The sequence below is a fragment of the Saccharothrix obliqua genome, assembly GCF_019375475.1.
GTDB lineage: Bacteria > Actinomycetota > Actinomycetes > Mycobacteriales > Pseudonocardiaceae > Actinosynnema > Actinosynnema obliqua.
The window spans coordinates 274,526-297,931 of the sequence record NZ_JAHXGQ010000002.1 but is presented as its reverse complement, the minus strand read 5'-3'; the positions used below and the strand labels follow the sequence as shown (position 1 = coordinate 297,931).

The 23,406-nt window shown below is 74.5% G+C and carries 19 protein-coding genes and 1 pseudogene; 10 read left to right on the top strand and 10 right to left on the bottom strand.

The features are described 5' to 3' along the window. Nucleotides 1-6: 6 nt before the first annotated feature. The 3 genes from KZQ38_RS07355 to KZQ38_RS07345 form a co-directional block, all read right to left on the bottom strand. Nucleotides 7-2,826, bottom strand: a complete 2,820-nt coding sequence (locus KZQ38_RS07355; protein ID WP_219439879.1) for an ATP-binding protein — start codon at nt 2,824-2,826, stop codon at nt 7-9. A gap of 261 nt (nt 2,827-3,087) precedes the next feature. Next, nucleotides 3,088-4,665 (bottom strand): phytoene desaturase family protein, encoded by a 1,578-nt coding sequence (locus KZQ38_RS07350; protein ID WP_219439878.1) that lies wholly within the window; start codon nt 4,663-4,665, stop codon nt 3,088-3,090. A 1,113-nt stretch (nt 4,666-5,778) separates the two neighbouring features. Beyond that, complete coding sequence (locus KZQ38_RS07345; protein ID WP_219439877.1) at nt 5,779-8,058, bottom strand: Tex family protein; 2,280 nt, start codon at nt 8,056-8,058, stop codon at nt 5,779-5,781. A gap of 206 nt (nt 8,059-8,264) precedes the next feature. Between KZQ38_RS07345 and KZQ38_RS07340 the strand changes: the two genes are divergently transcribed. The 3 genes from KZQ38_RS07340 (at nt 8,265) to KZQ38_RS07330 (ending at nt 11,056) form a co-directional block, all read left to right on the top strand. Next, nucleotides 8,265-9,041 carry an alpha/beta fold hydrolase gene (locus tag KZQ38_RS07340; RefSeq protein ID WP_219439876.1) on the top strand — a complete coding sequence of 259 codons (777 nt, stop codon included), beginning with the start codon at nt 8,265-8,267 and terminating at the stop codon, nt 9,039-9,041. 210 nt (nt 9,042-9,251) lie between these two features. Then, a complete protein-coding gene (locus KZQ38_RS07335) occupies nt 9,252-10,142 on the top strand; it encodes a hypothetical protein (protein ID WP_308258290.1) in 891 nt (296 codons plus the stop codon). 158 nt (nt 10,143-10,300) lie between these two features. Further along, nucleotides 10,301-11,056: an enoyl-CoA hydratase/isomerase family protein gene (locus KZQ38_RS07330; protein ID WP_219439874.1), complete on the top strand. Its 756-nt coding sequence runs from the start codon at nt 10,301-10,303 to the stop codon at nt 11,054-11,056. A gap of 48 nt (nt 11,057-11,104) precedes the next feature. On the opposite strand, the gene KZQ38_RS07325 is transcribed toward KZQ38_RS07330, so the two are convergent. Both KZQ38_RS07325 and KZQ38_RS07320 read right to left on the bottom strand, forming a co-directional pair. Next, entirely contained in the window at nt 11,105-11,386 is a 282-nt protein-coding gene (locus tag KZQ38_RS07325) for a DUF4235 domain-containing protein (protein ID WP_308258289.1), read from the bottom strand. 208 nt (nt 11,387-11,594) lie between these two features. Beyond that, on the bottom strand, nt 11,595-12,401 hold the full coding sequence (locus KZQ38_RS07320) for an alpha/beta fold hydrolase (RefSeq protein WP_219439873.1): 807 nt from the start codon (nt 12,399-12,401) through the stop codon (nt 11,595-11,597). A 68-nt stretch (nt 12,402-12,469) separates the two neighbouring features. On the opposite strand from KZQ38_RS07320, the gene KZQ38_RS07315 reads away from it, so the two are divergent. Then, a complete protein-coding gene (locus tag KZQ38_RS07315; protein ID WP_219439872.1) occupies nt 12,470-13,477 on the top strand; it encodes a sigma-70 family RNA polymerase sigma factor in 1,008 nt (335 codons plus the stop codon). A 179-nt stretch (nt 13,478-13,656) separates the two neighbouring features. On the opposite strand, the gene trxA is transcribed toward KZQ38_RS07315, so the two are convergent. Further along, nucleotides 13,657-14,019: a thioredoxin gene (gene trxA / locus KZQ38_RS07310; RefSeq protein WP_219439871.1), complete on the bottom strand. Its 363-nt coding sequence runs from the start codon at nt 14,017-14,019 to the stop codon at nt 13,657-13,659. Nucleotides 14,020-14,120: 101 nt separating this feature from the next. Here trxA and KZQ38_RS07305 point away from each other — a divergent pair. The 5 genes and pseudogenes from KZQ38_RS07305 to cobM form a co-directional block, all read left to right on the top strand. After that, nucleotides 14,121-15,191 (top strand): annotated as a pseudogene (locus tag KZQ38_RS07305) (aminotransferase class V-fold PLP-dependent enzyme); the annotation flags it as partial. A gap of 76 nt (nt 15,192-15,267) precedes the next feature. Beyond that, nucleotides 15,268-15,696 (top strand): TIGR03667 family PPOX class F420-dependent oxidoreductase, encoded by a 429-nt coding sequence (locus KZQ38_RS07300; protein ID WP_219439870.1) that lies wholly within the window; start codon nt 15,268-15,270, stop codon nt 15,694-15,696. A gap of 459 nt (nt 15,697-16,155) precedes the next feature. Further along, nucleotides 16,156-16,548, top strand: a complete 393-nt coding sequence (locus KZQ38_RS07295; RefSeq protein ID WP_219439869.1) for a pyridoxamine 5'-phosphate oxidase family protein — start codon at nt 16,156-16,158, stop codon at nt 16,546-16,548. Then, nucleotides 16,545-17,690 (top strand): precorrin-6y C5,15-methyltransferase (decarboxylating) subunit CbiE, encoded by a 1,146-nt coding sequence (gene cbiE, locus KZQ38_RS07290; RefSeq protein WP_219439868.1) that lies wholly within the window; start codon nt 16,545-16,547, stop codon nt 17,688-17,690. The genes KZQ38_RS07295 and cbiE overlap by 4 nt, the downstream gene beginning before the upstream one ends. Continuing rightward, on the top strand, nt 17,687-18,430 hold the full coding sequence (gene cobM / locus KZQ38_RS07285; RefSeq protein ID WP_219439867.1) for a precorrin-4 C(11)-methyltransferase: 744 nt from the start codon (nt 17,687-17,689) through the stop codon (nt 18,428-18,430). Before cbiE ends, cobM begins: the two co-directional genes overlap by 4 nt. A gap of 2 nt (nt 18,431-18,432) precedes the next feature. Here the strand turns inward: cobM and KZQ38_RS07280 are convergent, their stop codons facing one another. After that, the gene (locus KZQ38_RS07280) at nt 18,433-19,479 is read right to left on the bottom strand and encodes a cobalt-precorrin-5B (C(1))-methyltransferase (protein ID WP_219440378.1); all 1,047 of its coding nucleotides are present in this window, start codon (nt 19,477-19,479) and stop codon (nt 18,433-18,435) included. A gap of 41 nt (nt 19,480-19,520) precedes the next feature. Here KZQ38_RS07280 and KZQ38_RS07275 point away from each other — a divergent pair, with 41 nt between their 5' ends. Further along, nucleotides 19,521-20,207 carry a cobalt-precorrin-6A reductase gene (locus tag KZQ38_RS07275; RefSeq protein ID WP_219440377.1) on the top strand — a complete coding sequence of 229 codons (687 nt, stop codon included), beginning with the start codon at nt 19,521-19,523 and terminating at the stop codon, nt 20,205-20,207. A gap of 107 nt (nt 20,208-20,314) precedes the next feature. On the opposite strand, the gene cobJ is transcribed toward KZQ38_RS07275, so the two are convergent. Genes cobJ through KZQ38_RS07260 form a run of 3 tightly spaced genes read right to left on the bottom strand, consistent with a single transcriptional unit; the run spans nt 20,315 to nt 23,399 of the window. Continuing rightward, nucleotides 20,315-21,778 carry a precorrin-3B C(17)-methyltransferase gene (gene cobJ / locus KZQ38_RS07270; RefSeq protein ID WP_219439866.1) on the bottom strand — a complete coding sequence of 488 codons (1,464 nt, stop codon included), beginning with the start codon at nt 21,776-21,778 and terminating at the stop codon, nt 20,315-20,317. Then, nucleotides 21,775-22,395: a precorrin-8X methylmutase gene (locus tag KZQ38_RS07265; RefSeq protein WP_219439865.1), complete on the bottom strand. Its 621-nt coding sequence runs from the start codon at nt 22,393-22,395 to the stop codon at nt 21,775-21,777. The genes cobJ and KZQ38_RS07265 overlap by 4 nt, the downstream gene beginning before the upstream one ends. Then, nucleotides 22,392-23,399, bottom strand: a complete 1,008-nt coding sequence (locus KZQ38_RS07260; protein WP_219439864.1) for a ferredoxin-like domain-containing protein — start codon at nt 23,397-23,399, stop codon at nt 22,392-22,394. Before KZQ38_RS07260 ends, KZQ38_RS07265 begins: the two co-directional genes overlap by 4 nt. Nucleotides 23,400-23,406 lie beyond the last annotated feature (7 nt).

Below are 23,406 nucleotides of genomic sequence, written 5' to 3'. Positions count from 1 at the left end.
CACCGGTCACGGGCGCAGCTCGGCGCGTGACGCGACACCGAGCTTCCGCAGGACGCGGGCCACGTGCTGCTCGACCGTCCGCGGTGACAGGAACAGCACGTCGGCGATCTCCCGGTTGGTGCGGCCCCGCGCGAGCAGGCGTGCCACGTCCTGCTCGCGTGGTGACAGCGCGTTGCCGTAGCCGCGCCGCCCGCGCCGTGACGGGACCGCCACCCCCGCGCCACGCACCAGGTGCCGGCAGCGGGCCGCGTCCCGGCTCGCGCCGAGCACGTCGAACCGGTCGGCCACCTCGCCGAGCGCCGCCGCGGCCGACTCGTCACCCGAGCCCAGCCCGCACCGCGCGATCCGCTCGGACAGCACCGCCGAGTAGTAGGCGAGCCCGAGCCCGTCCGCCGCGCGCCGCGCCTCCCGGAACCGGCGCACCGCGTCCTCGCCCCGCGCCGCCGCGACCAGCGCACGGCACATCGCCAACGCCACCCGCGCCAGCGGCGCGTCCCGGTCGGCGATGCCCGCCGCCAGCTCCGCCACCAGCGCCACCGCGTCGTCCACCCGGCCCGCCACGCAGTACGCGTCGGCGGCGGCCGGCGCCAGCTCACCAGCCCACGCCCACACGCCCTTGCGGCGCAACAGGTCCAGCCCGCGGTCGGCCTCCGCGCAGGCGCGGGCCGGATCGCCGCGCTCACGCCACAGGCGGCACAGCGCCGCGAAACCGCCGAGCGCGATCGGCGTGATCGAGTTCTCCACGGACCGCACGCCGCTGTCCGCCAGCAGCCGCTCCGCGCCGTCCCAGTCGCCCCGCGTCACCGCCAGGCAGCCCAGCACCAGGGAGATCTCGCTGGCCACCGGCAGCAGCTCGCGGTACTCCTCCAGCAGCCGGCCGGCCCGCGCCGCCAGCGTGCCCCAGTCGCCGGAGTACCAGTCCAGGTGGATGCGCGTGGACTGGCCGGTGCTCGCGGTGAACGGCACCCCCGCGCCGACGGTCAACCGCAGGCCCTTGGCCAGGAACTCGCGGGCCGGTGCGAAGTGGCCGACCAGCATGGCCGCGTCGGCGACGTTGCAGTGGGCGCGTGCCAGGTGCCGCCGCGTCTCCACGTCGTTCGCCGCGGTGGGCAGGCGGCCCAACTCGGCCACCACCGCCGGGTCGCCGATCGACAGCCGGGAACCCAGTTCGTTGGCCAGCAGGGAGTACCGGACCTCGGGCTGCTCGCAGGACTCCAGGTACGAGTCGACCACGCGCATCCACCGCAGGTGCTCGTCGACCGGCGTGTCACCGATGAACGGCTGCCCCAACACGGCCCGCGCGCGCATCGCGAGGTCGGGCCGGTCGGCCAGCTCGTCCACCGCCCGCGCCAGCACCGCGCGGGCCTGGTCGGTGCTCTCGAACTGCCGGATCAGCAGGAAGCCGAGGTTCATCCGCACCTCGCCGCGTGCCGACCGGGACAGCCGCCGGTCGTCCAGCAGGCGCTCCAGCGTGGTGCGCGGGTCGTGCTGGTCGAGGCCGCCGCGCGCGACCCGTCCCAGCTTCACCGCGAGCCGGTCCACGTCGGCGGGCGTCAGCGACGCCTCGTCCAGCAGCCGGCGGTAGAGGCGGGTCGCGGTGGACGGGTCGCCGACCTCCAGCGCGCGGTCCGCGGCGGCCTCGCCGTGCCGCAACCAGTCCGCCGCCAGGCCCGCGTGGCGGCTGTGCTCGGCGAGCCGCACGTGGGGGCGCGGCACGACGTTCCGCAACGCGCGCAACGCGCGCAGGTGCAGGTTCTGCCGCTCCGGGCCGGTCAGCGTGTCGTACACGGCCTGCTGCGCCAACGCGTGCCGGAACCCGTACCGCATCCCGGCCGCCTCGTGCAGCACGCCGCTGTGCAGGGCGTGCGTCAGGGCCGACCGAGCGCGGTCCGGCGCCACGCCGCCCACCTCGGCCAGCAGGTCGGCCGAGGCCGGGACCTCCAGCACGGCCGCCGCTTGCGCGATGCGCCGACCCGTCACGGGCAGCCGGTCCAGCCGTTCCGCCATGGCGTCACGCAGCAGCGCGGGCACCTCCACCTCGTCCGGCAGCCGCCAGTCCGGGTCGCGCAGCGACCGCAACACCTCCTCCACCACGAACGGGATGCCCGCGGTGCGCTCGTGCAGCCGCGCCGCGAACTCCGCCGGGACCCCGGCCACCCCTTCGAGGATCGCCGCCGCCAGGTCGTGCACCTGCTCCACGTCCAGCGGCGACAGCTCCACCACCACGCCGGTGACGCCCGCGGGCGGGCGGTACGCGGAGCCCAGCGCCATGCCGCCGGGTGCGTCCTCGCGCCGGTAGGTGACCAGCACGGTGAGGTTCGGCGGCGGGTCGGCCATCAGGAACCGCAGCAGGTGGCGGCAGCCGTCGTCGGCCCAGTGCAGGTCCTCCACCACCAGCAGCGCGGGTCCGAGCGCGGCGCACACCTCGCGCACCGCGCGGAACAGGTGGTGCCGCTCGTGCCTCGGGTCCTCCGGGCGCGGCGGTGGTTCGGGGAGCTTGTCGGCGATCTCCGGCAGCAGCGGCCGGAGCACCCCGGTCACCGGGCTCAGGGGCACCCGGCCGAGCAGCCCGCCGACCGTGCGCAACGCGTCCAGCACCGCGCCGTAGGGGAAGGGCTCGCGCAGCGGCTGGCAGAAGCCGGTCAGCACGCGCAGCGGGGCGATCTCGGGCCGGCGCAGCAACTCCCGCACCAGGCGGCTCTTGCCGACGCCCGCCTCACCGGCGACGAGTGCCACGGAGGGCTGCGCGCCGACCGCGCCGATCAGCGCGGCCAACTCGTCACCCCGGCCGACCAGCACGGGTGAGCTGGTGCGCCGCGGCGTCATGCGGTGACGCCCGGCGCGCTCCCGGGTTCGGGCCTGCGCCGGGCGAGGGGCGAGGGTCGGGCGTTCGCGGTGCCGGGCGCGTTGTCCCGGGTGCCGGTGGGGGTGGACGGGATGTCGAGAAGCGGTGCGGAGCACATGCCGAGACCTCATTTCCCCGCGCGCGGTGCGGATGGTCGCGCGGCGGTCCGGGGACGTGGGACAGGTCACAACACTAGGCGACGGCGGGTCGCGTGCCGAGTGCCGCGTGCCCGGCGGCTCGTGTCAGCGGTACAGCAGGTGGTGCAGCCCGCGCACCGCGAGGCGGTAGGCGTCGCCCGCCAAACCGTTGCGCGCCAACGCGGCCCGCGCCGCGTTCGCACCCGCCGCGCCGTGCACGCCACCGCCGGGGTGCGCCGCCGCGCCCGCCAGGAACAGCCGGTCCACCGGGGTGTCCGCCCGGCCGAGGCCCGGTACGGGCCGGAACACCAGTTGCTGGTGGAGGGCGGCGGTGCCGTTGTTGACCGATCCGCCCACCAGGCTCTGGTTCCGGGACTCCAGTTCGGCCGGTCCCTGCACCACGCGACCGGTGATCAGCGCGCGGAAGCCCGGCGCGTGCTGCTCGACGAGCTGTTCGACGCGGTCGGCACGCCGCCGCACGCGGTCCGCCGACCACTTCTCGCCACGCGGCACGTGCGTGTACGCCCACGCCGACTCGGTGCCCTCCGGCGACCGCGTCGGATCGGCCGTGGTCATCTGGCCGAGGAGGAGGAACGGGGTGCGCGGCAGCTTCCCGGCCGCGATCTCCGCGCGGGTGGCCGACAGTCCGTTCAGGTCGCCGCCCAGGTGGACGGTCCCCGCGCCGCGCGCCTGCGCCGCCGTCCACGGGATCGGTCCGGACAACGCCCAGTCCACCTTCACCGTGGCGTCGTCCCAGTGGACGCGCGCGAGGTCGGCGACCAGCCGCGCGGGCAGGTGCGCCGGGCCGACCAGGTCGAGGTACAGGGCGGGCGCGGGCACGTCGGCCAGCACCGCCTTGCGTGCCCGCACGAAACCACCCGCCGCGTCCCGCACCCCCAGCGCGCGCCCGTTCGCCACCACGACCCGCCCCACCGGCCGGCCGCACTCGACCCGACCGCGGAGCCGCCGCACCAGCGCGCCGGTCAACTCGCCCGCGCCGCCCTCCGGCACCGGAAACCCCACGTCCTGCCCCAGCATGGACAGCAGCCAGCCGAACGCCGCGCCGCCGGCGTCGTCCGGGCCGAGGTCGGTGTGCATCGCGTTGCCCGCCAGCAGCAGCGGCCCACCCGCACCCGTGAACCGCTCGCCGCCGAACGCCCGCACCGGCTGCACCGCCGCCCGCGCGAGCCGCAGCAGGTCGGCCGAGCCCAGCGCGCCCGCCAGCCCCGCGCCCGCCCGCACCGGCGGGAACGGGCGCAGCAACGCCTCCAGCAGGTGGTCGCGGACGCGTTGCCAGAGCGCGTACTGCGCCTGCCACACCGCGCCGTCACCGGTGCCGAACGACTCGACGGACGCCGCCGTCCGGTCGACGTCGCGTGACAGCAGCACCGCCCGGTCGTCCGGCAGCACGTGGGCGAGCACCTCGGGCGCGTGCCGCCAACGCAGCCCGTGGCGCGCGAGGTCGAGCCCGGCGAGCACCGGCGACGCCGCGCCGAGCGGGTAGAACGCGCTGAACAGGTCGTTGCGGAAGCCCGGTGCGGTCAGCTCGGCGGTGCGCACCGCGCCACCGGGCTCCGGCGCGGCCTCCAGGACCAGCACCTCCCAGCCCGCGTCGGCCAGCAGGTTCGCGGCGACCAGCCCGTTCGGGCCGGCACCGACCACCACCGCGTCCACGTCATCCACGAGGCCCCCTCGGCTCCACGTCCGGTACGCGCCACGGTACGCCGGCCGACCTCGGATGCCGACCCCGAACCGCCGGTCCAGTGTGGACGGACAGCCGAGAACCCCGGCCGCCGCCCCGCCGGGTGGCCGGGTTGCGAGTGGTCGCGCCGATGTGGGGTGGAGGCCGTCTTTGATGGATAACCGCAGATCTATCAGGCAGGCTCCCTGAAAGATAATCGCCGGCCTCCAGGTCTCCTGGGGTTCGAGCGGATCAAGCGGGCGGGAAGACGAATCCGGCATGGCAGCCGCCGGGAGCGCCGAGGGGCAGAGGGTGCCGGGGGCAGAGGTCGCCGGGAGCGCCGAGTACGCCGGGGGCACTGAGCGCGCCGGGGCCGCCGGGGGCGTGCACGCCGTGTGCGACCAGGCGGGGCAGGGGGGCCGACGCCGCGGTGCGCCGCCACCAGGTCCGAGTGCCGGCGCTTCCCCCCGGTGCCGGGCCGGGCGAGCGCTGCGTGCCGCGCGAGCACCGCGCCTTCCCTGCCGCCCCAAAAGAGCAATCGGGAAGGCCGCGGGAGCTGCTTCCCGCCCCGGCGGGCGTGCGCCTGGTACCGAGTTCCCAGGCCGCTGTGGCCAGGTCGCGCCGATGTGGAGCGGGGGTGGTCTTTGATGGATAACCGCAGATCTATCAGGCAGGCTCCCTGAAAGATAATCGCCGGCCTCCAGGTCCCCTGGGGTTCGAGCGGATCAAGCGGGTGGGTAGGCGAATCCGGCATGGCCGTCGCCGGGGGTACCGAGTGCGCCGGAGGGCAAGGGGTGCCGTGAGCGCTGAGGACGCCGTCAGCGCTGAGCACGCCGGGGCTGCCGGGGGCGTGCACGCCGTGCACGACCCGAGCGACGGAGGAAGTCCGACGCCGCAGCGCGCCGTCGCCCGGTTCGAGCGCCGACGTCCCGCGCCTTTCGCCCGCTCGAAGTGGGCAACCTGGAAGGCGCGGAAGGCGGCAACGTCACTTGGCGAGAGGCGGGTAGCCCGGCTGGTCGGAGCGGCGGACTCATAATCCGTCAGGTCACGGGCGCACACCGTCCGCACTCCGCCTTCCGCGCCTCGCCGAAGCGGCGAGGCGCGGAAGGCGGCAGCTACTTCCCGAGGCCCGCGCGGCGCAGGGCTTCGGCCATCGCGTTGTTGGCGGGCGGGCGTTCCTGGCGCTGGGGGCGGTTCGCTCGGCCGCGTTGCTGGTCCCGCTGCTGCTGCGGCGCCTTGCGCCCCGGCTCGTCCCGCAACCGCAGCGTCAGGCCGATCCGCTTGCGCGCGATGTCGACCTCCAACACCTTCACCCGCACCACGTCACCGGACTTCACCACGTCCCGCGGGTCCTTGACGTAGTTCTCCGACAACGCCGAGATGTGCACCAGACCGTCCTGGTGCACGCCGATGTCGACGAACGCGCCGAACGCCGCCACGTTCGTCACCACGCCCTCCAACACCATGCCCGGCTTGAGGTCCGCGATCTTCTCCACGCCGTCCGCGAACGTCGCCGTCTTGAACGCCGGTCGCGGGTCGCGGCCCGGCTTCTCCAGCTCCCGCAAAATGTCCGTCACGGTGGGCAGGCCGAACTTGTCGTCCACGAAGTCCTGCGGGCGCAACGACTTCAGCACCGCCGTGTTGCCGATCAGCTCGGCCGCTGCGTGCTGCTGGATGCGCCGCACCACCGGGTACGCCTCGGGGTGCACGGCGGACGCGTCCAGCGGGTCGTCGCCGTTCGGGATGCGCAGGAAGCCCGCGCACTGCTCGAACGCCTTGGGCCCCAGGCGGGGCACGGCCTTGAGCGCCGTGCGGGTGCGGAACGGGCCGTTGGAGTCGCGGTGCTGCACGATGTTCTCGGCGAGCCCGGCGGTGATGCCGGACACCCGGGTCAGCAGCGGCACGGAGGCGGTGTTCAGGTCGACGCCCACCGCGTTCACGCAGTCCTCGACCACGGCGTCCAGCGAGCGCGACAGCTTCGTCTCGGACAGGTCGTGCTGGTACTGGCCGACGCCGATCGACTTCGGGTCGATCTTCACCAGCTCCGCCAGCGGGTCCTGGAGGCGGCGGGCGATGGACACCGCGCCGCGCAGCGACACGTCCATGCCCGGCAGCTCGGCCGACGCGAACGCCGACGCCGAGTACACCGACGCGCCCGCCTCGGACACGACGACCTTGGTGAGCTTGAGGTCCGGGTGCTCGCGCAGCAGTTCGGCCGCCAGCTTGTCGGTCTCGCGCGACGCGGTGCCGTTGCCGATCGCGATCAGCTCCACGTCGTGCGCCCGCGCCAGCGCCGCCAGCTTGGCGATCGACTCGGCCCAGCGGTTCGCGGGCACGTGCGGGAAGATCGTGTCGGTCGCGACGACCTTGCCGGTCGCGTCGACCACGGCCACCTTCACGCCGGTGCGGAAACCGGGGTCGAGGCCCATCGTGGCGCGGGTGCCCGCGGGCGCGGCCAGCAGCAGGTCGCGCAGGTTGGAGGCGAACACGCGGACCGCCTCGTCCTCGGCGAACTGCCGCAGCCGGGCACGCAGGTCGATGCCCAGGTGCACGAGGATGCGGGTGCGCCACGCCCAGCGCACGGTGTCGGCGAGCCAGCGGTCCGCCGGGCGGCCCCGGTCGTCCACGCCGAAGCGGGCGGCGATGCGCGCCTCGTAACCGGTCGGCTCGTCCTCGTCGGCCGGGTCGAACTGGAGGTCCAGCACCTCCTCCTTCTCGCCCCGGAACAACGCGAGGATGCGGTGCGACGGCAGCTTCCCGAACGGCTCGGAGAAGTCGAAGTAGTCGGCGAACTTCGCGCCGTCCTGCTCCTTGCCCTCGCGGACCTTCGACGCCACGCGACCCTGCGCCCACATCCGCTCGCGCAGCTCGCCGATCAGGTCGCCGTCCTCGCCGAACCGCTCGACCAGGACGGCCCGCGCGCCCTGGAGCGCCGCGGCGACGTCCGCGACCTCCTCGGTGACGTACGCGGCGGCCGTCTCGCGCGGGTCCAGCGACGGGTCGCCGAGCAACGCGTCGGCGAGCGGTTCGAGGCCCTGCTCGCGGGCGATCTGCGCCTTGGTGCGCCGCTTCGGCTTGTACGGGAGGTAGAGGTCTTCGAGGCGGGCCTTGGAGTCGGCGGCCAGGATCGCGGTTTCCAGGGCGTCGTCCAGCTTGCCCTGCGACCGGATGGAGTCCAGCACGGCGGTCCGCCGCTCCTCCAGCTCCCGCAGGTAGCCAAGCCGCTCTTCCAGCGCGCGCAACTGGGCGTCGTCCAGCGCGCCGGTCGCCTCCTTGCGGTAGCGGGCGATGAACGGCACGGTCGAGCCCCCGTCGAGCAGATCGACGGCGGCACTGACCTGTCCGGCACGCACGCCCAGCTCTTCGGCGATCCTCTGGTGGATGGCTGTGGTCACGGTCGGCCATTCTGCCCGCAAGCGCCCCGTGCGGGGGTGCAGGGGCGGATATGGGCGGGTCGCGCGTCGTCCCCGCCGTTCGGGTGAACGCGTTGGGCCGTTCGTCACACCTGGTGGCAAGCCGTGTCCCGCCCGGGGGTGGCGCATCCGCCTCCCGGGAAACATCATGGGAACGAGGGCGCTCACCGACGAGCCGGGGGAGGGTCATGTCGGCGTTACCGGACATCCCACCGCCGGACCGGCACGCGCCGAGCCTGCTCTGGTACCTCACCGAACCGACCCGCGCGGTGGTCGACATCGGGCAGTTCGCCGCCGCGCGCTCCCTGCTGCGGGCCGCGCCGAGCGGTGATGGGCACACCGTGCTGGTGCTACCGGGTCTCGGCGGTGGCGACGGGACCACGGGGCTGCTGCGCAGGTTCCTCGTCGGCCTGGGGTACGACGTGCACGGCTGGGGGCTCGGGCGCAACATCGGCCCGTCCGTCGACGCGGTGCGCGGGATGCGCGTCCTGCTGCGGGACCTGGCCGCCGCCGGGCCGGTGAGCCTGGTGGGCTGGAGCCTGGGCGGCATCTTCGCCCGGGAGCTGGCGCGTGAGATGCCGGAGCTGGTGCGCCTGGTCGTCACGCTGGGCAGCCCGTACGCGATGACCGACCTGCGGCAGACGCGCGTCAACCCCGTGTACCGCCTGCTGGCCCGGTTCTACGTGGCGGGTGCGGGGATGCCGCCGCCGGAGCACACCCGGCCGCCGTTCCCGGTGCCCGCGACGTCGGTCTACTCGAAGTCCGACGGCATCGTGGCGTGGCGGACCTGCGTGGAGGAGCCGGCCGCGCACCGGGAGAACGTGGCCGTCACGTCCAGCCACCTCGGGTACGGCCACAACGCGACCGTGTGGTGGGTCGTGGCGGACCGGCTCGCGCAGCCCGTCGGGCAGTGGCGGCCGTTCACGCCGCCTCCCGGCATGGCCCGCATGTTCCCGGCGGTCTGATCGCGGCCGTACCCGCTTCGGCGGTCCGCGTCGAGCCGGGTTGCCGAAGGTCCTCGGCACATGCCGATTTGGTTGCTCATCACGCGAACCGCTTGTGCCGACCGGTGCTCCGCCACAGGGTCTCGCGTGGTCCCGATGGGCCACGTTCCCGACGAAAGGCGAAGCATGTCATCCCCGTTACGGAAAGCGGGTGCGGTCCTGTGCGCGGCCGTGTCGCTGGCAGTGCTGACGGCCGCACCCGCATCGGCCACCGAGGACGCCGCGCTGGCGTTCCACTGGGCGCCGATCCACCACCAGGACACCGACTCCTCCGACCACGACGCCGACTACCTGTCCACTGTGGACTTCGACGGCGAGTGGAACACGTCGAACAACTGGGAGAACCAGGACGACGACCCGTCCCGCCTGACCGGGGCCGCGTACTACTCGGTGGTGGAGACGTCGACCCACTGGTTCATCACCTACAGCTTCTACCACCCGCGGGACTGGGTGGACTTCCCCGACCCGTTCGGGCAGTTCACGCACGAGAACGACATGGAAGGGCTGCTCGCGACCGTGCGCAAGGACGGCACGGCGTTCGGTCGGCTGGAAGCCGTCATCACGGTGGCGCACAAACACTTCTACTCCTACGTGCCCGAGGGCGGCACGTTCACCGGCGGCCGGGAGAACGTCGACGGCACGCTGCTCGTCCGGGACCAGCGGCCCACCACGCGCCAGGAGGCCAAGGGGCACGGGCTGTACGCGTGGAACGGCGCGGAGTTCCCCGGCGGCGACGGCGTGGTCTACGTGCCGAGCACGACCGGTGAGGCGCCCTCCAGCGGCAACGACCGGTCCGTGGGCTACCGCCTGGTGGACACCTTCGCACCCGGCGGCCTCTGGGCGCGCCGCGACGACTCGGCGACGTTCGCGGGCCGGGGCACGCTGCGCGGTGACAACGGCAAGGACAACGCCGCGCACACCGCCTGGGGCTGGGACGACACCGACGACGGCGACGACCTGCCACGCGGGTTGGCCGCCACCGACCCGGCGTACCTGGTGTCGGTGTACTTCGGCAACCGCGGCGCGTTCAGCCTGGACTACACCCGCAACGCGTTCCGGTGATCCACCGGGCCGTCACCCCACCCGGTGGCCGCCGGCCACCGCCGGCCCGTCCGGGCGGGACCGGCCCCGCGCTCCGGCCAGGACCGTGGTGCCGCCGCGCCCGGCGTCGTGAGGCCCCTCACGACGCCGGGCGCGGCGGTCCGCCCTACTCTCCAGCCATGACGTTGAGACTGGACACGACCGGCCCGGTCGCCACCCTGACCATCGACCGGCCGGCCAAGCGCAACGCCATGAGCTACGCCATGTGGTCGGCGTTGCCGGGCCTGCTGGCGCGGGTGCGGGACGACCCGGCGGTGCGGGTGCTGGTGGTCCGGGGCGGCGAGCACTTCTCGGCGGGTGCGGACATCAGCGAGTTCTCGACGTTGCGCAGGGGCGCGGACGGCGCCGCCCGCTACAGCGAAGCAGTGCACGGCGGTGAACGCGCCATCGCCGGGCTCGGCAAGCCCACGATCGCCGCGGTCAGCGGCTACTGCGTCGGCGGGGGCTGTGAGATCGCGCTGGCGTGCGACATCCGGATCGCCGCCGAGGACGCGCGGTTCGGCATCACACCGGCGAAGCTGGGCATCGTCTACCACTTCTCGTCCACCAAACGGCTCGTGGACGTCGTGGGACCGGCGTGGGCGAAGCAGATCCTGTTCGGGGCGGAGCTGATCGACGCCGCCACCGCGCTGCGGATCGGCCTGGTGAACGAGGTGCACGCCGATGTGGGCGCACGGGTGCGGGAACTGGCCGACGTGATCGCGTCCCGGGCGCAGGTCAGCGTGCGCGGGGCGAAGACCATCGTCGACCGCATCACCGACGGCCACCACGAGGAAGACGATGCCGTGCGGGCGTTGTACGACGAAGCGGTGCACAGCGACGAGTACGTGGAGGGCGTCGCGGCGTTCCTGGAGAAGCGGTCGCCGAACTTCTGACCCGCTTGGACGGACGCGCCGGCGTCGGGGGACACCGGCGCGCCCGGACTACCGGTCGACGTCCTTCGTGTCGCCCGGCCACTCGCCGGTGAGCTTGTCGTAGCCGACCGCGCCACCCCGGTCGATCGCGGCCTTCACCAGTCCGAACACCGCGCCCTGCACGGTCGCGGCGAGCAGCACCTCGCCCCAGCCGCGGTCCCGCTGCGTCGCGGCGGGCGCGACCCGGTCACCGCTGATCAGCTTCCACACCTGCGCGAACACCCGGCTCGCGGCGATACCGCCGAGCACGCTGAACAGCATCCCCAGCGGGCGGTACAGCAACCTGGCCACGACGGACCTCCTCTCGTCGGACGGGGGTTACCCGCGGACCGGGATGTGTACGCCCGGCGGCGCGGGGAACCCCTGCCGCACAGGGGTCGCCGGCCTACCCGTCAGGTGAGAGCAGGTCGCACCGGGTTTCACCGGCACGGCAACGGGCCGTGACGCCGGAAGCAGAGGGACGGGTGGACCCGCCTGCCGCCGGCGACCCCTGATCGACTCAGCCCGCGAGCACTTCGCGCAGCCGGACGTCGAACGCCTCCGGCACTTCGGCGAAACCGGCGTGGCCGCCGGGGAACAGCGCGGGTTCGGTGCCCAGTTCCGCGGTCAGGGCCCGGGACGTGCGGTCGCACAGCTGCCCGGCCGACTCCTCGCCCACGCCGACCACCACGCGGGTGGTCCCGCCGCGCAGCACCGCGAGGTCCGGTTCCCACCGGCTGGTGGGCCGCAGCATCCGGTGGTGCTGGTAGTCGGAGTCGGCCACGTCCTGCGGCGTCCGGTGGCTCATCATCCCGAGCACGACCTCCTCCGGCAGGACGATGTTCGCCGCCTCCAGGAACTTCCGGAACGCGGCCAGGTGGTCGCCCGCCTCGTGCACGGCGATGACCTCGTCGGTCATCGCCCACTGCGCGGCCCGGTCCGGCAACAGGTTCAGCAGCGGCGGTTCGTGCGCGATGACGGTGTGCACCACCGCCGGGTGCGCCTGCGCGAGCGCCAACGCGCTCACCGCGCCGCCGCTGGAGCCGAGCACCGCCGCCGGGCCCGCGTCGACGTGCCGGATCAGGTCGCGCAGGTCGCCCGCCCGCAGCTCCGGCGTCGAATCGCGTTCCCGGTCGTCGACGGTGCTGCGGTTGATGCCGCGTGGATCGGTGGTCAGCACCGTGTGGTCGGCGGAGAGCAGTGCGGCCAGCGGTTCGAAGGCCCGCGCGTCCATCGGCGCGCCGACCAGCACGACCAGCGGGCCGCTGCCGCGCAGCTCGTAGTACAGGTCGGCGTCGGCCACACGCAGGCTGCCGGCGGTGGTCATGGTTTCCTCCAGTGGGTTGTGGACCGTTCGGAGGTGATGACTCCCGGCGCGGTGCAGAATCGTCGCTTGTGGAGGAAGTTCTCACGGAACCGACCGAATTGGACCGTGCGCGTGGTGGTGACGACGCCGCGTTCACCAGGCTGGTGGAGCCGTTGCGTCGCGAGTTGCACGCGCACTGCTACCGGATGCTCGGTTCGGCGCACGACGCCGAGGACGCGCTCCAGGACGCGTTGCTGCGGGCGTGGCGCGGGTTGCCCCGCTTCGAGGGGCGCGGGTCGCTGCGGTCGTGGCTGTACGCGGTGGCCACGCGCACGTGCCTGGACCTCGTGGAGCACCGCGCGCGCCGCGCCCTGCCGGTCGACCTGGGTCCGGCGAGCGAGCGGGCCGTGCCGGACAACCCGGCGGTCGCGGACGTCGCGTGGCTCGGGCCGTACCCCGATGCCGGGCTCGCCGGTCCGGGCGCGCGGTACGAGCAGCGGGAGGCGGTGGAACTGGCGTTCGTGGCGGCGCTGCACCACCTGCCCGCCAACCAGCGGGCCGCGTTGCTGTTGTTCGAGGTGCTGGGTTTCAGCGCCGCGGAGATCGCGGACACCCTCGGCGCGTCCACCGCGGCCGTGAACTCGGCCCTAGCCCGCGCGCGTCGGGTGGTTGCCGAGAAGGCGCCGTCGATGTCGCAGCAGCGGGCGTTGCGCATGGCGGGCGACGCGCGGTTGCGTGCGGTAGTCAGCGATTTCGCCACCGCTCTCGAACGCGGGGACGCGGATTTGCTGGTCTCGCTGCTGACCGAGGACGTGACGTGGTCCATGCCGCCGATGCGGCACTGGTACGCGGGTCTGGAGTCGGTGCTGGACTTCGCGGTGACCGTGCCGTTGACGGCCTGCGGCTCGTGGCGGCACCTGCCGACCAGTGCCAACGCGCAGCCCGCGGTGGCCTGCTACCTGTGGGACGAGGAGGCGGGCGCGCACGCCGCTTGGTCGGTGAACGTCCTCACGCTGCGCGACGGGCTGATCGCGTCGATCACGTCGTTCGCGGAGGCAGCGCACTTCCCGCTGTTCGGCTTGCCGCTGACCGTCTGAGCGCGGGCGAGGCTGCCCGGCCCGCCGGGGGACGGTGCCGGCTGCGGCGGGCGTTGGTGCCGCCCGCCGTCGTCGGGGAGGTGTGGCGGGGCCGCCGTGTCGGCCTGCCGCCGGTCGGGGCGGAACCCGTGGGCGCGGCTGTAGGGGGTCGGCCGCCCGACCCCCTCAGCGCGAACTCGTCATGCCTTCTGCTCGGCGACCTGCTTGCGCACTTCCTCCATGTCGACGTTGCGGGCCTGCTGGATCAGGTCCTCCAGCGCCGACTCCGGCAACGCGCCCGGCTGGGCGTACAGCACGACGCCGTCCCGCACGATCATCAGGGTCGGGATCGACCGGATCTGGAACGCCGCCGCCAGCTGCTGCTGGTCCTCCGTGTCCACCTTGCCGAACACGATGTCCGTGTGCTTCTCGGCGGACTTCTCGTAGATCGGCGCGAACTGGCGACACGGCCCGCACCAGCCCGCCCAGAAGTCCACCAGGACCATGTCGGAGCCGCCGACCACGTCGTCGAAGTTCTCCGCGGTCAGCTCCACCGTGGCCATAGGATCTCCTCGCCTCTGCTGGGGGTTCGCACCCCTGGATACCCAGTCGAACGAACCGGACACCCCGGGAATTCCCCACCCCGTCGGTTGTTAGGTTGCGGATCGTGAGCGTTCCGGTGTCTTACCTGGTCGAATGCGTCGAGCCCGCCGGTTACCTGGACTTCGCCCGCTACGGTCCACCGACGCACGCGGCGGTCGCCGCCACCACCCGGCTGCTGGAGCGGTCGGCGCAGGCGGGGCCCGGCACGGTGGACGAGCTGATGGCGGAGGAGGGCCGGGCACGGGCCGCGGCGGCGTGGTTGTGCGGTGTCGCGGCCGACCGGGTGACCCTGCTGCCGAACACCAGCACGGGCCTGTTCCAGGCGGCGTTCGGGGTGGCCGGCGAGGTGCTGGTGTCGCGTGCCGAGTTCCCGTCGAACACGTACCCGTGGGTGCGCTCCGGCACCCGGGTGCGCTGGTTGGAGCCGGGCCCGGTGACGCCGGAGGCGGTGCGGGCCGCGTTGACGCCGGACGTGGTGGCGGTGTCGGTGAGCGCCGTCGACTTCCGCACCGGGTACCGGGCGGACCTGGCGGCGTTGCGTGCCGTTGTCGGCGACCGGCTGCTGGTGGTGGACGGCATCCAGGGGTTCGGCGTGGTGGACGAGCCGTGGCACGTGGCGGACGTGCTGGTGGTGGGCGGGCAGAAGTGGCTGCGCGCCGGGTGGTCGACGGGTTTCGCCGCGTGGTCCGACCGCGCGCTGGAACGCCTGGAGCCGGTGTTGTCGGGGTGGACCGGCGTGACCGACCCGACGGCGTTCGACGACCGGGTGCACCCGCCGGCGGACAGCGCCGCGGCCTGGTCGCTGACCAACCCGAGCCCGGTGGCGGCGGGTGCGCTGGCGGTGGCGCTGGAGCTGGTCGCGGCGGTCGGCGTGCGGGTGCTCGGCGACCGGATCGCCGAGGTGGTCGGCGAACTGGCCGACGTGGTCCGGTCGGCGGGTGGCGTCGTCGTGTCGGCGCGGGACCGGAGCGCGGGCGTCCTGGCGTTCGAGCTGCCCGGCGTGCCCGCGTCGGCGGTGGGCGCGGCGCTGGCGGCGGCGGGTGTCACGGCGACCGAGCGGTCCGGTCGCGTCCGCCTGTCGCCGCACGCTTCCACGAGCGCCGAGACGGTGGCCATGGTGGCGGCGGCGCTGCGTCGGGCGGGTGCGGAATAGTGGCGTGCGCCACGGCGTTGTGCGCAGCCGTTCACCCTCGACCACTGGAGAAAGCATGACGTTCGCTCTGCCCGACCCCGCGACCGAGTTCGGCGCCCGGGTGGCCCGCAAGCTGCGCGAGGACATGATCGCCTGGGTCACGTCGGTCGACCGGACGGGCACGCCGCAGCCGGCCCCGGTGTGGTTCCTCTGGGAGGACGACACCGTGCTGTTCTACAGCCGTCCCACCGCGAAGCGCCTGGAACGGCTGAAGGCCAACCCGCGCACGTCGGTCAACCTCAACGACGACGGCCTGGGCAAGGAGGTGCTGGTGCTGACCGGTGACCTCGCCGTGGACGAGTCCGCGCCGCCCGCCCACCGGCACGAGGCGTTCACCGCCAAGTACGGCGAACTGGCTGCGCGGACGTTCGGCACCAACGAGAAGTTCGCCGAGCTGTACAGCGTGGCGCTGGTGTTCCGGCCGGACCACCTGCGCGGTCACTGAGCCGTCCCTTCGTGGACCGCGGCGCGCACGGCGTCGCGGACCGCGTCGGCCTCCTCGTGGGCGTCCGGGTCGGGTGCCGCACACCAGGCGGGGCAACGCGTTCTTCTGCCCGGGGTGCGCGCCAAGCCGGGCGACGGGCGACAGGTCGGCCACGGGCGTCTTCGACAACCTCCTCTACCAGCTCGCCCACGACATCCCGCTCGGCACCGCCAACGGTCTCCCGTGCTCCGGCCGCACCGCCACCGACGCGTGTGGAGGGACACCGGGGCCGGGGAGCGGTGGCTGGCTAACTTTCAGGGAGCCTGCCTGATAGATAGGTGGATGGCCTGTGATCGGGGGCCCGAGCCGGCCTGCCACCGGCGACTCCGTCAGCGCCCGCCCCGAGCGGCTGGGGCCTGACCAGCGAGACCGGCGCGTCACGTTTTCCGTCGCAGAGCGGTCGTGCCGCATGATGCACCCATGTTGTCGACCAGAGGCGAGGACTTCCGGACGTTCTGGACGGAGTACCACCTGTGCACCCTGACCACCCCGCGCGCCGACGGCACGCCGCACGTCGTCCCAGTCGGCGTCACGCTGGACGTCGACACGGGGACCGCGCGGATCATCGCCTCCCGCGGCTCGAAGAAGGTGCGCAACGTGCTCGCCGCCGGTCCGGAGGGCGCGCCGGTGGCCGTGTGCCAGGTGGACGGGGCCCGCTGGTCGACGCTCGAAGGCCGGGCCGTGGTCCGCGACTCGGCCGAAGAAGTCGCTGACGCCGTGCGGCGGTACGCCGCGCGCTACCGGCAACCCCGGCCCAACCCGCAGCGGGTGGTGCTGGAGATCGCGGTGCGCCGCGTGCTGGGGACGGTGTGATCTCCGTCGTCGGCATCGGCGCGGACGGCTGGGCCGGGCTGCCACCCGCGGCACGTGCCGAGATCGCCGCCGCCGAGGTCGTGTTCGGCAGCGCGCGGCAACTCGCGCTGGTGCCCGGTGACTTCGAGCGCGTGCCGTGGCCGACGCCGTTGGTGCCCGCGTTGGCCGGACTGCTCGAAAAGCACGCCGACCGCCGGCGGTGCGTGCTGGCCAGCGGCGACCCGATGTGGCACGGCATCGGGAGCACCCTGGTCCGGCTGCTCGGCGCGGACGCCCTCCGCGTCCTGCCGCACCCGTCGTCGGTCTCGCTGGCCTGCGCCCGGCTCGGCTGGGCCGTGGACGACGTGGCCGTGGTGAACCTGGTGGGCAGGCCCGCGGCGCTGCTGACGCCGCACCTGCACCCCGGTCGGCGGGTGCTGGTGCTCGGCGGTTCGCCGCCCGAGGTCGCCGCGCTGGCGGGGGACGCCCGCGTGATCGTGCTGGAACAGCTCGGCGGACCGGACGAGCGCGTCCACCACGACGTGCACGCCGCGGACCCGTTGAACGTGCTGGCCGTCGAGTGCGGGCCGGGCGGGTACGCGACGACGCCGGGCCTGCCCGACGACGCCTACGAGCACGACGGGCAGCTCACCAAGCGCGAGGTGCGGGCGGTGACGCTGGCGTTGCTCGCGCCCCGGCCGGGCGAGCTGCTGTGGGACGTGGGCGCGGGTTCCGGCAGCATCGCCGTCGAGTGGTCGCGGGCGCACCCGGCGTGCCGGGCGGTCGCCGTGGAGCGGGACCCGGTGCGTGCCGAGCGGATCACCCGCAACGCGGTCGCGCTGGGCGTGCCGGGCGTGCGGGTCGTCGTGGGGGAGAGCCCGGCGGCGCTGGACCTGGAACCGCCCGACGCGGTGTTCATCGGCGGCGGGCTGACCGCGCCCGGTGTGGTGGAGCGCTGCTGGGACGCGTTGCGCCCCGGCGGGCGCCTGGTGGCCAACGCCGTGACGTTGGAGTCGGAGGCCGTGCTGACCCGGTGGCGCGGCGAGCTGGGCGGTGCGCTCACCCGGCTGTCGGTGCACCGGGACACCGAGATCGGGGGTTTCACCGGCTGGCGACCGCACATGCCGGTGACCACGTGGTCCGTGACGAAGGAGCTGTCGTGACCGTCCACTTCATCGGCGCCGGGCCCGGCGCGGCCGACCTGCTGACGCTGCGGGCCGTCCGCCTGCTGGAGTCGTCACCGGTGTGCCTGTACGCGGGCGCGCTGGTGCCGACCGCCGTGCTGGCGCACTGCCCGCCGGGCGCGCGGCTGGTCGACACGGCCAACCTCGACCTGGACCGGATCACCGCCGAGTACCGGGCGGCGCACGAGGCCGGGCACGACGTGGCGCGGCTGCACTCCGGCGACCCGTCCGTCTACAGCGCGATGGCCGAGCAGATGCGCCGCCTGGACGCCCTGGGCATCCCGTACGACGTGACACCCGGCGTGCCCGCGTTCGCCGCCGCGGCGGCGACGTTGCGGCGCGAGCTGACCGTGCCCGGCGTCGGCCAGACCGTGATCCTGACCCGCACGTCCGCCCGCGCCACCCCGATGCCGCCGGGCGAGGACCTGGCGACCCTGGGGCGGTCGCGGGCCACCGTCGTGCTGCACCTGGCCGTGCAGCGGATCGCCGAGGTGGTCGCCGAGCTGGTGCCGAACTACGGCCCGGAGTGCCCGGCGGCCGTGGTCGCGTACGCGAGCCGTCCCGACGAACTGGTGTTGCGCGGCACCCTGGCCACCATCGCGGACCAGGTCGCGGCGGCGGGCGTGCGGCGGACCGCGGTGGTCGTGGTGGGTGACGTGCTGGCCGCCGAGGGCTTCCTCGACAGCCACCTGTACTCGACCACCCGGCAGCGGTCGTGACGTCAGGCGCGGCCGACGACCACGCCCGCCCGGTCGATGACGATCACGTCCACCTCGACCGGCGCGCCCTTCAGCACGTCGTCGGCCGTCGCCTTCGCACCCGCCGCGACCAGGTCGCCGAGCGGCACGCCCGCGGCCTGGGACAACTGCAACGCGCCCAGCGCCGTGTTGGCGTGCCGGATCGCCTCGGCCAGCTCCGGGTCGTCGACCAGCGACGCGAGGAACCCGAGGTTGACCTGGGACCGGCCCGAGTGCAGGTCGAGGTGGCCGTCCGCGAGCTTGGACAGCTTGCCGACGCCGCCCGCGATGGTCAGCCGGTCCACCGGGTGCCGCTTGAGGTACTTGAGCACCGCGCCCGCGAAGTCGCCCATGTCCAGCAACGCGCTCTCCGGCAGCCCGTGCAGGGTGGCGGCGACCTTCTCGGACGTGCTGCCGGTGCACCCGGCGACGTGCCGCAGGCCCTCCGCGCGTGCCACGTCGATACCGCGCCGGATGCTGTCGATCCACGCCGAGCACGAGTACGGCACGACGACGCCTGTCGTGCCGAGGATGGACAGCCCGCCCAGGATGCCCAGGCGAGGGTTCCACGTCCGGCGGGCCAGCTCCTCGCCGTGGTCGACGGAGACCTCCACGACCACGTCACCCGTGCCGCCGTGCTCGCGGGCGACCCGCGCCACGTGGTCGCGGATCAGCTGACGCGGCACGGGGTTGATGGCGGGTTCGCCGACCGGCAGCGGCAGGCCGGGCTTGGTGACGGTGCCGACGCCGGGACCGGCGCGGAACACCACGCCCGTGCCGGGTGCGCCGAACCGGACGGTGGCGCGGACCAGCGCGCCGTGCGTGACGTCCGGGTCGTCGCCCGCGTCCTTCACCACGGCCGCGCTCGCGTGGTCGGCGGCGACCTCCTCGGCGGCCAACGCGAAGCTCGGCGTCTGGCCCTTGGGCAGCAGTATCTCCACCGGGTCCGGGAACTCGCCGGTGAGCAGTGCGGTGTAAGCCGCAGTGGTCGCGGCGGTCGCGCACGCACCGGTAGTCCACCCGTAGCGCAGGTTCACGACGTCAGGATGCAACAACGGTGAAAACGGTGTTGGTGCTGGGTGGCACGGGCGAGGCGCGCGAGCTGGCCCGCCGGGCGGTGGAGCGGTACCGGGTGGTGTCGTCGCTGGCCGGTCGCGTCAGCGCGCCACGCCTGCCCGAGGGCGAGGTGCGGGTGGGTGGTTTCGGCGGTGCGGCGGGGCTGGCGGCCTGGCTGCGTGCCGAGCGGGTGGCCGCGGTCGTCGACGCCACGCACCCGTTCGCGGACCGCATCACGGCCAACGCGGTGGCCGCGACCGCCGAGGTCGGCGTGCCGCTGCTGGTGCTGCGCCGCCCCGGCTGGGTCGAGCGCCCCGGCGACCGGTGGACGTGGGTCGGCTCGATCGCGGAAGCCGCCGCCCACGTCGGCACGCGCCGCGCGTTCGTGACGACCGGGCGGCAGGGCCTGGCCGCGTTCGCCGCGGGCGTGGCCCGGACCGTCGACCCGCCCGGCCCGACCCCGCTGACCGTCGTGCTGGACCGCGGCCCGTACACGGTGGCGGGCGAGTTGGCGTTGCTGCGCGAGCACCGGGTGGAGGTGCTGGTGACCAAGGACAGCGGTGGTGACATGACGGCGGCGAAGCTCACCGCCGCCCGGCTGCTCGGGCTGCCCGTGGTGCTGGTCCGCCGCCCACCCGCGCCGGACGCCCCGACCGTCGCGACGGTGGAGGAGGCGTTGGCGTGGCTGGGGAGCCGGTGTTGACGCGCGGGCGACCCGGAGTCGCGGCGTCGGCGTGACTCCGGCTCTCGCGGTGCGGGCAGCCGGTTCAGCGCCGGGTGCGGCCCGGCGCCGAACCGCTCACCCCGGGATCAGGAGGGGTACCGGCGCGGGGTGAACACGACGCCCCGGTCGGTGCGCCGGGTCTGCGACGACCCGATCAGCAGCAGGCACCGCATGTCCACGGTGGCCGGGTCGAGGTCGGCCAGCCGCACCACGCGCACGTCCTCCGCCGGACCGCCGACGTCGCGACCGACCACCACCGGCGTGTCCGGCGAGCGGTGGCGCAGCAGCAGGTCGCGTGCCGCCTCCACCTGCCACGTGCGGCTGCGCGAGGCGGGGTTGTAGAGCGCCAGCACGAGGTCCGCCCGCGCCGCCGCCTCCAGCCGCTCGGCGATGACGTCCCACGGCTTGAGCCGGTCCGACAACGACACCACGCAGTAGTCGTGACCCAGCGGCGCGCCGACCCGGCTCGCCACGGCGTGCGCGGCGGTCAGGCCGGGTAGCACGCGCACCGGGACGTCCCGGAACTGCTCCTCGGCCGCGACCTCCAGCACGGCGCTGGCCATCGCGAACACACCCGGGTCGCCGGAGGACACCACGGCGACCTTCCGGCCGCGCTTGGCGAGGTCCAGCGCGAACGCCGCCCGCTCGGACTCGACCTTGTTGTCCGAGGCGTGCTTGCGCTGCCGCGGGTTCACGGCCACCCGGTCCAGGTAGGTGACGTAGCCGACCAGGTCCTCCGCCTCCGCCAGCGCCTGCCGCGCCTCCGGCGTGAGCCACTCCGGCCCGGCCGGGCCGAGCCCGACCACGACGACCTCACCACCCCCCGCGCGCGCGGGCCGCACACCCGCCTTGCTCGGCAGCAGGGCGAGCGAGAAGTACGGCACCTCGGCGGCGTCCACCTCGGCCAGCGGCGCGGTGCGCTGCTTGCCGGTCGTGGCCCGCTCCACGTACCACGCCTCGTCCAGCCTGCCCGCGCGCTCCAACGCCGCGCGCACCTCCGGGAACGTGCGCCCCAGCTTCATCACCGCCACCGGGTCGCCGGCCGCCAGGTGGTCGGCGAGCGTCGCGGCGGGCAGCGTGCCCGGCAGCACGGTCAGCACCTCGTCCCGCTCCACCAGCGGCGTGCCGAGGACGGCCGCGCCCGCGCTGACCGACGTCACGCCCGGCACCACCTCCGCCGGGTACCGGTCCGCCAACCGCTTGTGCAGGTGCATGTACGAGCCGTAGAAGAACGGGTCGCCCGCGGCGAGCACCACGACGGTGCGCCCGGCGTCCAGGTGCGCGGCCAGCCGCGCGGCGCACTCCGCGTAGAACGCGTCGATCTCGCCCTGGTAGTCGGCCGAGTCCTCGGTGGTGACCGGGTAGACCAGCTGCTCCTCGACCTGGTCGCCGCGCAGGTACGGCTCGGCGATCCGCCGGGCCACGCTGCGGCCGTGCCGCGCGCTGTGGAACACCACCACGTCGGCCTCGCCGATCAGCCGCGCCGCCTTGACGGTCACCAGCTCCGGGTCGCCCGGACCGACGCCGACGCCGTACAGCCTGCCGGTCATTCTTCCTCGCTCGCGATCGCGTTGACGGCCGCCGCGGTCATGGCGCTGCCACCCCGCCGACCGCGCACCACCAGGAACTCCAGGTCGCTCTCCGCGAGCGCCTGCTTGGACTCCGCCGCGCCGATGAACCCGACCGGCACGCCCAGCACGGCCGCCGGGCGCGGCGCGCCCGCCGCCACCAGGTCGAGCAGGTGGAACAACGCGGTCGGCGCGTTGCCGATGGCGACCACCGCGCCACCCAGCCGGTCACCCCACAGCTCCAGCGCGGCGGCGCTGCGGGTGTTGCCGATCCGCTCGGCGACGTCCGGCACGCGCGGGTCGCCGAGCAGGCACAGCACCTCGTTGTCCGCGGGCAGCCTGCGCCGGGTCACGCCCGAGGCCACCATCTGCGCGTCGCACAACACGGGCGCGCCGGCGAGCAGCGCCTCCCGCGCCGCGCGCACCACGCCCGGCGAGTACGCGAGGTCGTCGACCAGGTCGACCATGCCGCACGCGTGGATCATCCGGACCGCGACCCGCGCGACGTCGGCGGGCAGGCCCGACAGGTCGGCCTCGGCGCGGATGGTGGCGAACGACCGGCGGTAGATCTCCGCGCCGTCCCTGATGTAGCTGGTCACCTGATCTCCTCGTACCCGTCGCCGGTCGCGACGAACTCCACCACGTCACCCGCCGGCCGCCCGCACCGCCGCGCGCAGCCCGACCAGTGCACCCGGCCGGTGTGCGGCGTCCCGATCCAGCGGGCCGCGTCGGCACGGACGTCGGTCAGCGATTTCGCGCACCCCGGCCGCCCGGTGCACGCGCTCACCCCGTGCCACGGCGAATCCGGGTCGGTGAACAGGCCGGTCGTGTCCGCGCCCGCGGGCAGCACGAGGCTGCGCCAGGGCGTGACCCGGACCGGCGTGCCGGCCAGCAGCCGGGCGTCCAACCGGCCCAGCGGCACACCCGCCACCACGCGGTCGCCCACCGGTCCCGGTGCGACCGGCGTCACAGCGGGCTCCCGCCGCCCGGCCACCGGCACGCCCAGCGCGGCCGTGATCCTCCGCACACCGGAGTCCACTTCGGACAGCCGCCACGCCGTGCCGCGCAGCTCCTGGAACAGGCGCGCCGCGGACACCACGGCGGCGACCGGGTCGTCCACCCGCAGCCCGGAATCCCGGCCCGCCAGGAACAACGCGTCGTCCACCAGGCCGATGTCACCGCCCAGCCCGCTCACCGCCGCGCCGACCGTGACCAGGAACCGGCCGGGCAGCCCGGCCAGCTCCGGCACGTCGCGCAACGCGCGGTCCACCCGGTCCACCAGGTCCTGGTTGTCGTCCAGCGGAGCGGCGATGATGTTGCGCATCCGCTCGTGCGTCCGCGACGGCAGCAGGCCGGCTTCCCGCAGGCGTGCGCCCAGCTCGTGCTCCGCACCCGGTGCGAGGCCCCTGATCTGGAGGTTCGCCCGGGAGGTCAGCTCGATCCAGCCGTCGCCGAGGTCCAGCGCGGCCCGGCGGACGACGTCGAACCGGTCCGCGGACAGGGTCCCGCCGGGCACCCGGACGCGGGCCAGCCCGCCGTCCGCGGCGTGGTGCACGTCGACCGCGCCGGGGCAGGCGTCGGGGCGCTCACGGTCCAGGGGCATGGGCTGG

What these genes read in the sequence shown, in the direction of transcription:
- KZQ38_RS07300 (WP_219439870.1), top strand. Translation starts at nt 15,268, where the DNA reads ATGACGTTCGCTCTGCCCGACCCCGCGACCGAGTTCGGCGCCCGGGTG.
- KZQ38_RS07295 (WP_219439869.1), top strand. Translation starts at nt 16,156, where the DNA reads ATGTTGTCGACCAGAGGCGAGGACTTCCGGACGTTCTGGACGGAGTAC.
- trxA (WP_219439871.1), bottom strand. Translation starts at nt 14,019, where the DNA reads ATGGCCACGGTGGAGCTGACCGCGGAGAACTTCGACGACGTGGTCGGC.
- cobJ (WP_219439866.1), bottom strand. Translation starts at nt 21,778, where the DNA reads ATGACCGGCAGGCTGTACGGCGTCGGCGTCGGTCCGGGCGACCCGGAG.
- KZQ38_RS07320 (WP_219439873.1), bottom strand. Translation starts at nt 12,401, where the DNA reads ATGACCACCGCCGGCAGCCTGCGTGTGGCCGACGCCGACCTGTACTAC.
- KZQ38_RS07340 (WP_219439876.1), top strand. Translation starts at nt 8,265, where the DNA reads ATGTCGGCGTTACCGGACATCCCACCGCCGGACCGGCACGCGCCGAGC.
- KZQ38_RS07260 (WP_219439864.1), bottom strand. Translation starts at nt 23,399, where the DNA reads ATGCCCCTGGACCGTGAGCGCCCCGACGCCTGCCCCGGCGCGGTCGAC.
- KZQ38_RS07330 (WP_219439874.1), top strand. Translation starts at nt 10,301, where the DNA reads ATGACGTTGAGACTGGACACGACCGGCCCGGTCGCCACCCTGACCATC.
- KZQ38_RS07355 (WP_219439879.1), bottom strand. Translation starts at nt 2,826, where the DNA reads ATGACGCCGCGGCGCACCAGCTCACCCGTGCTGGTCGGCCGGGGTGAC.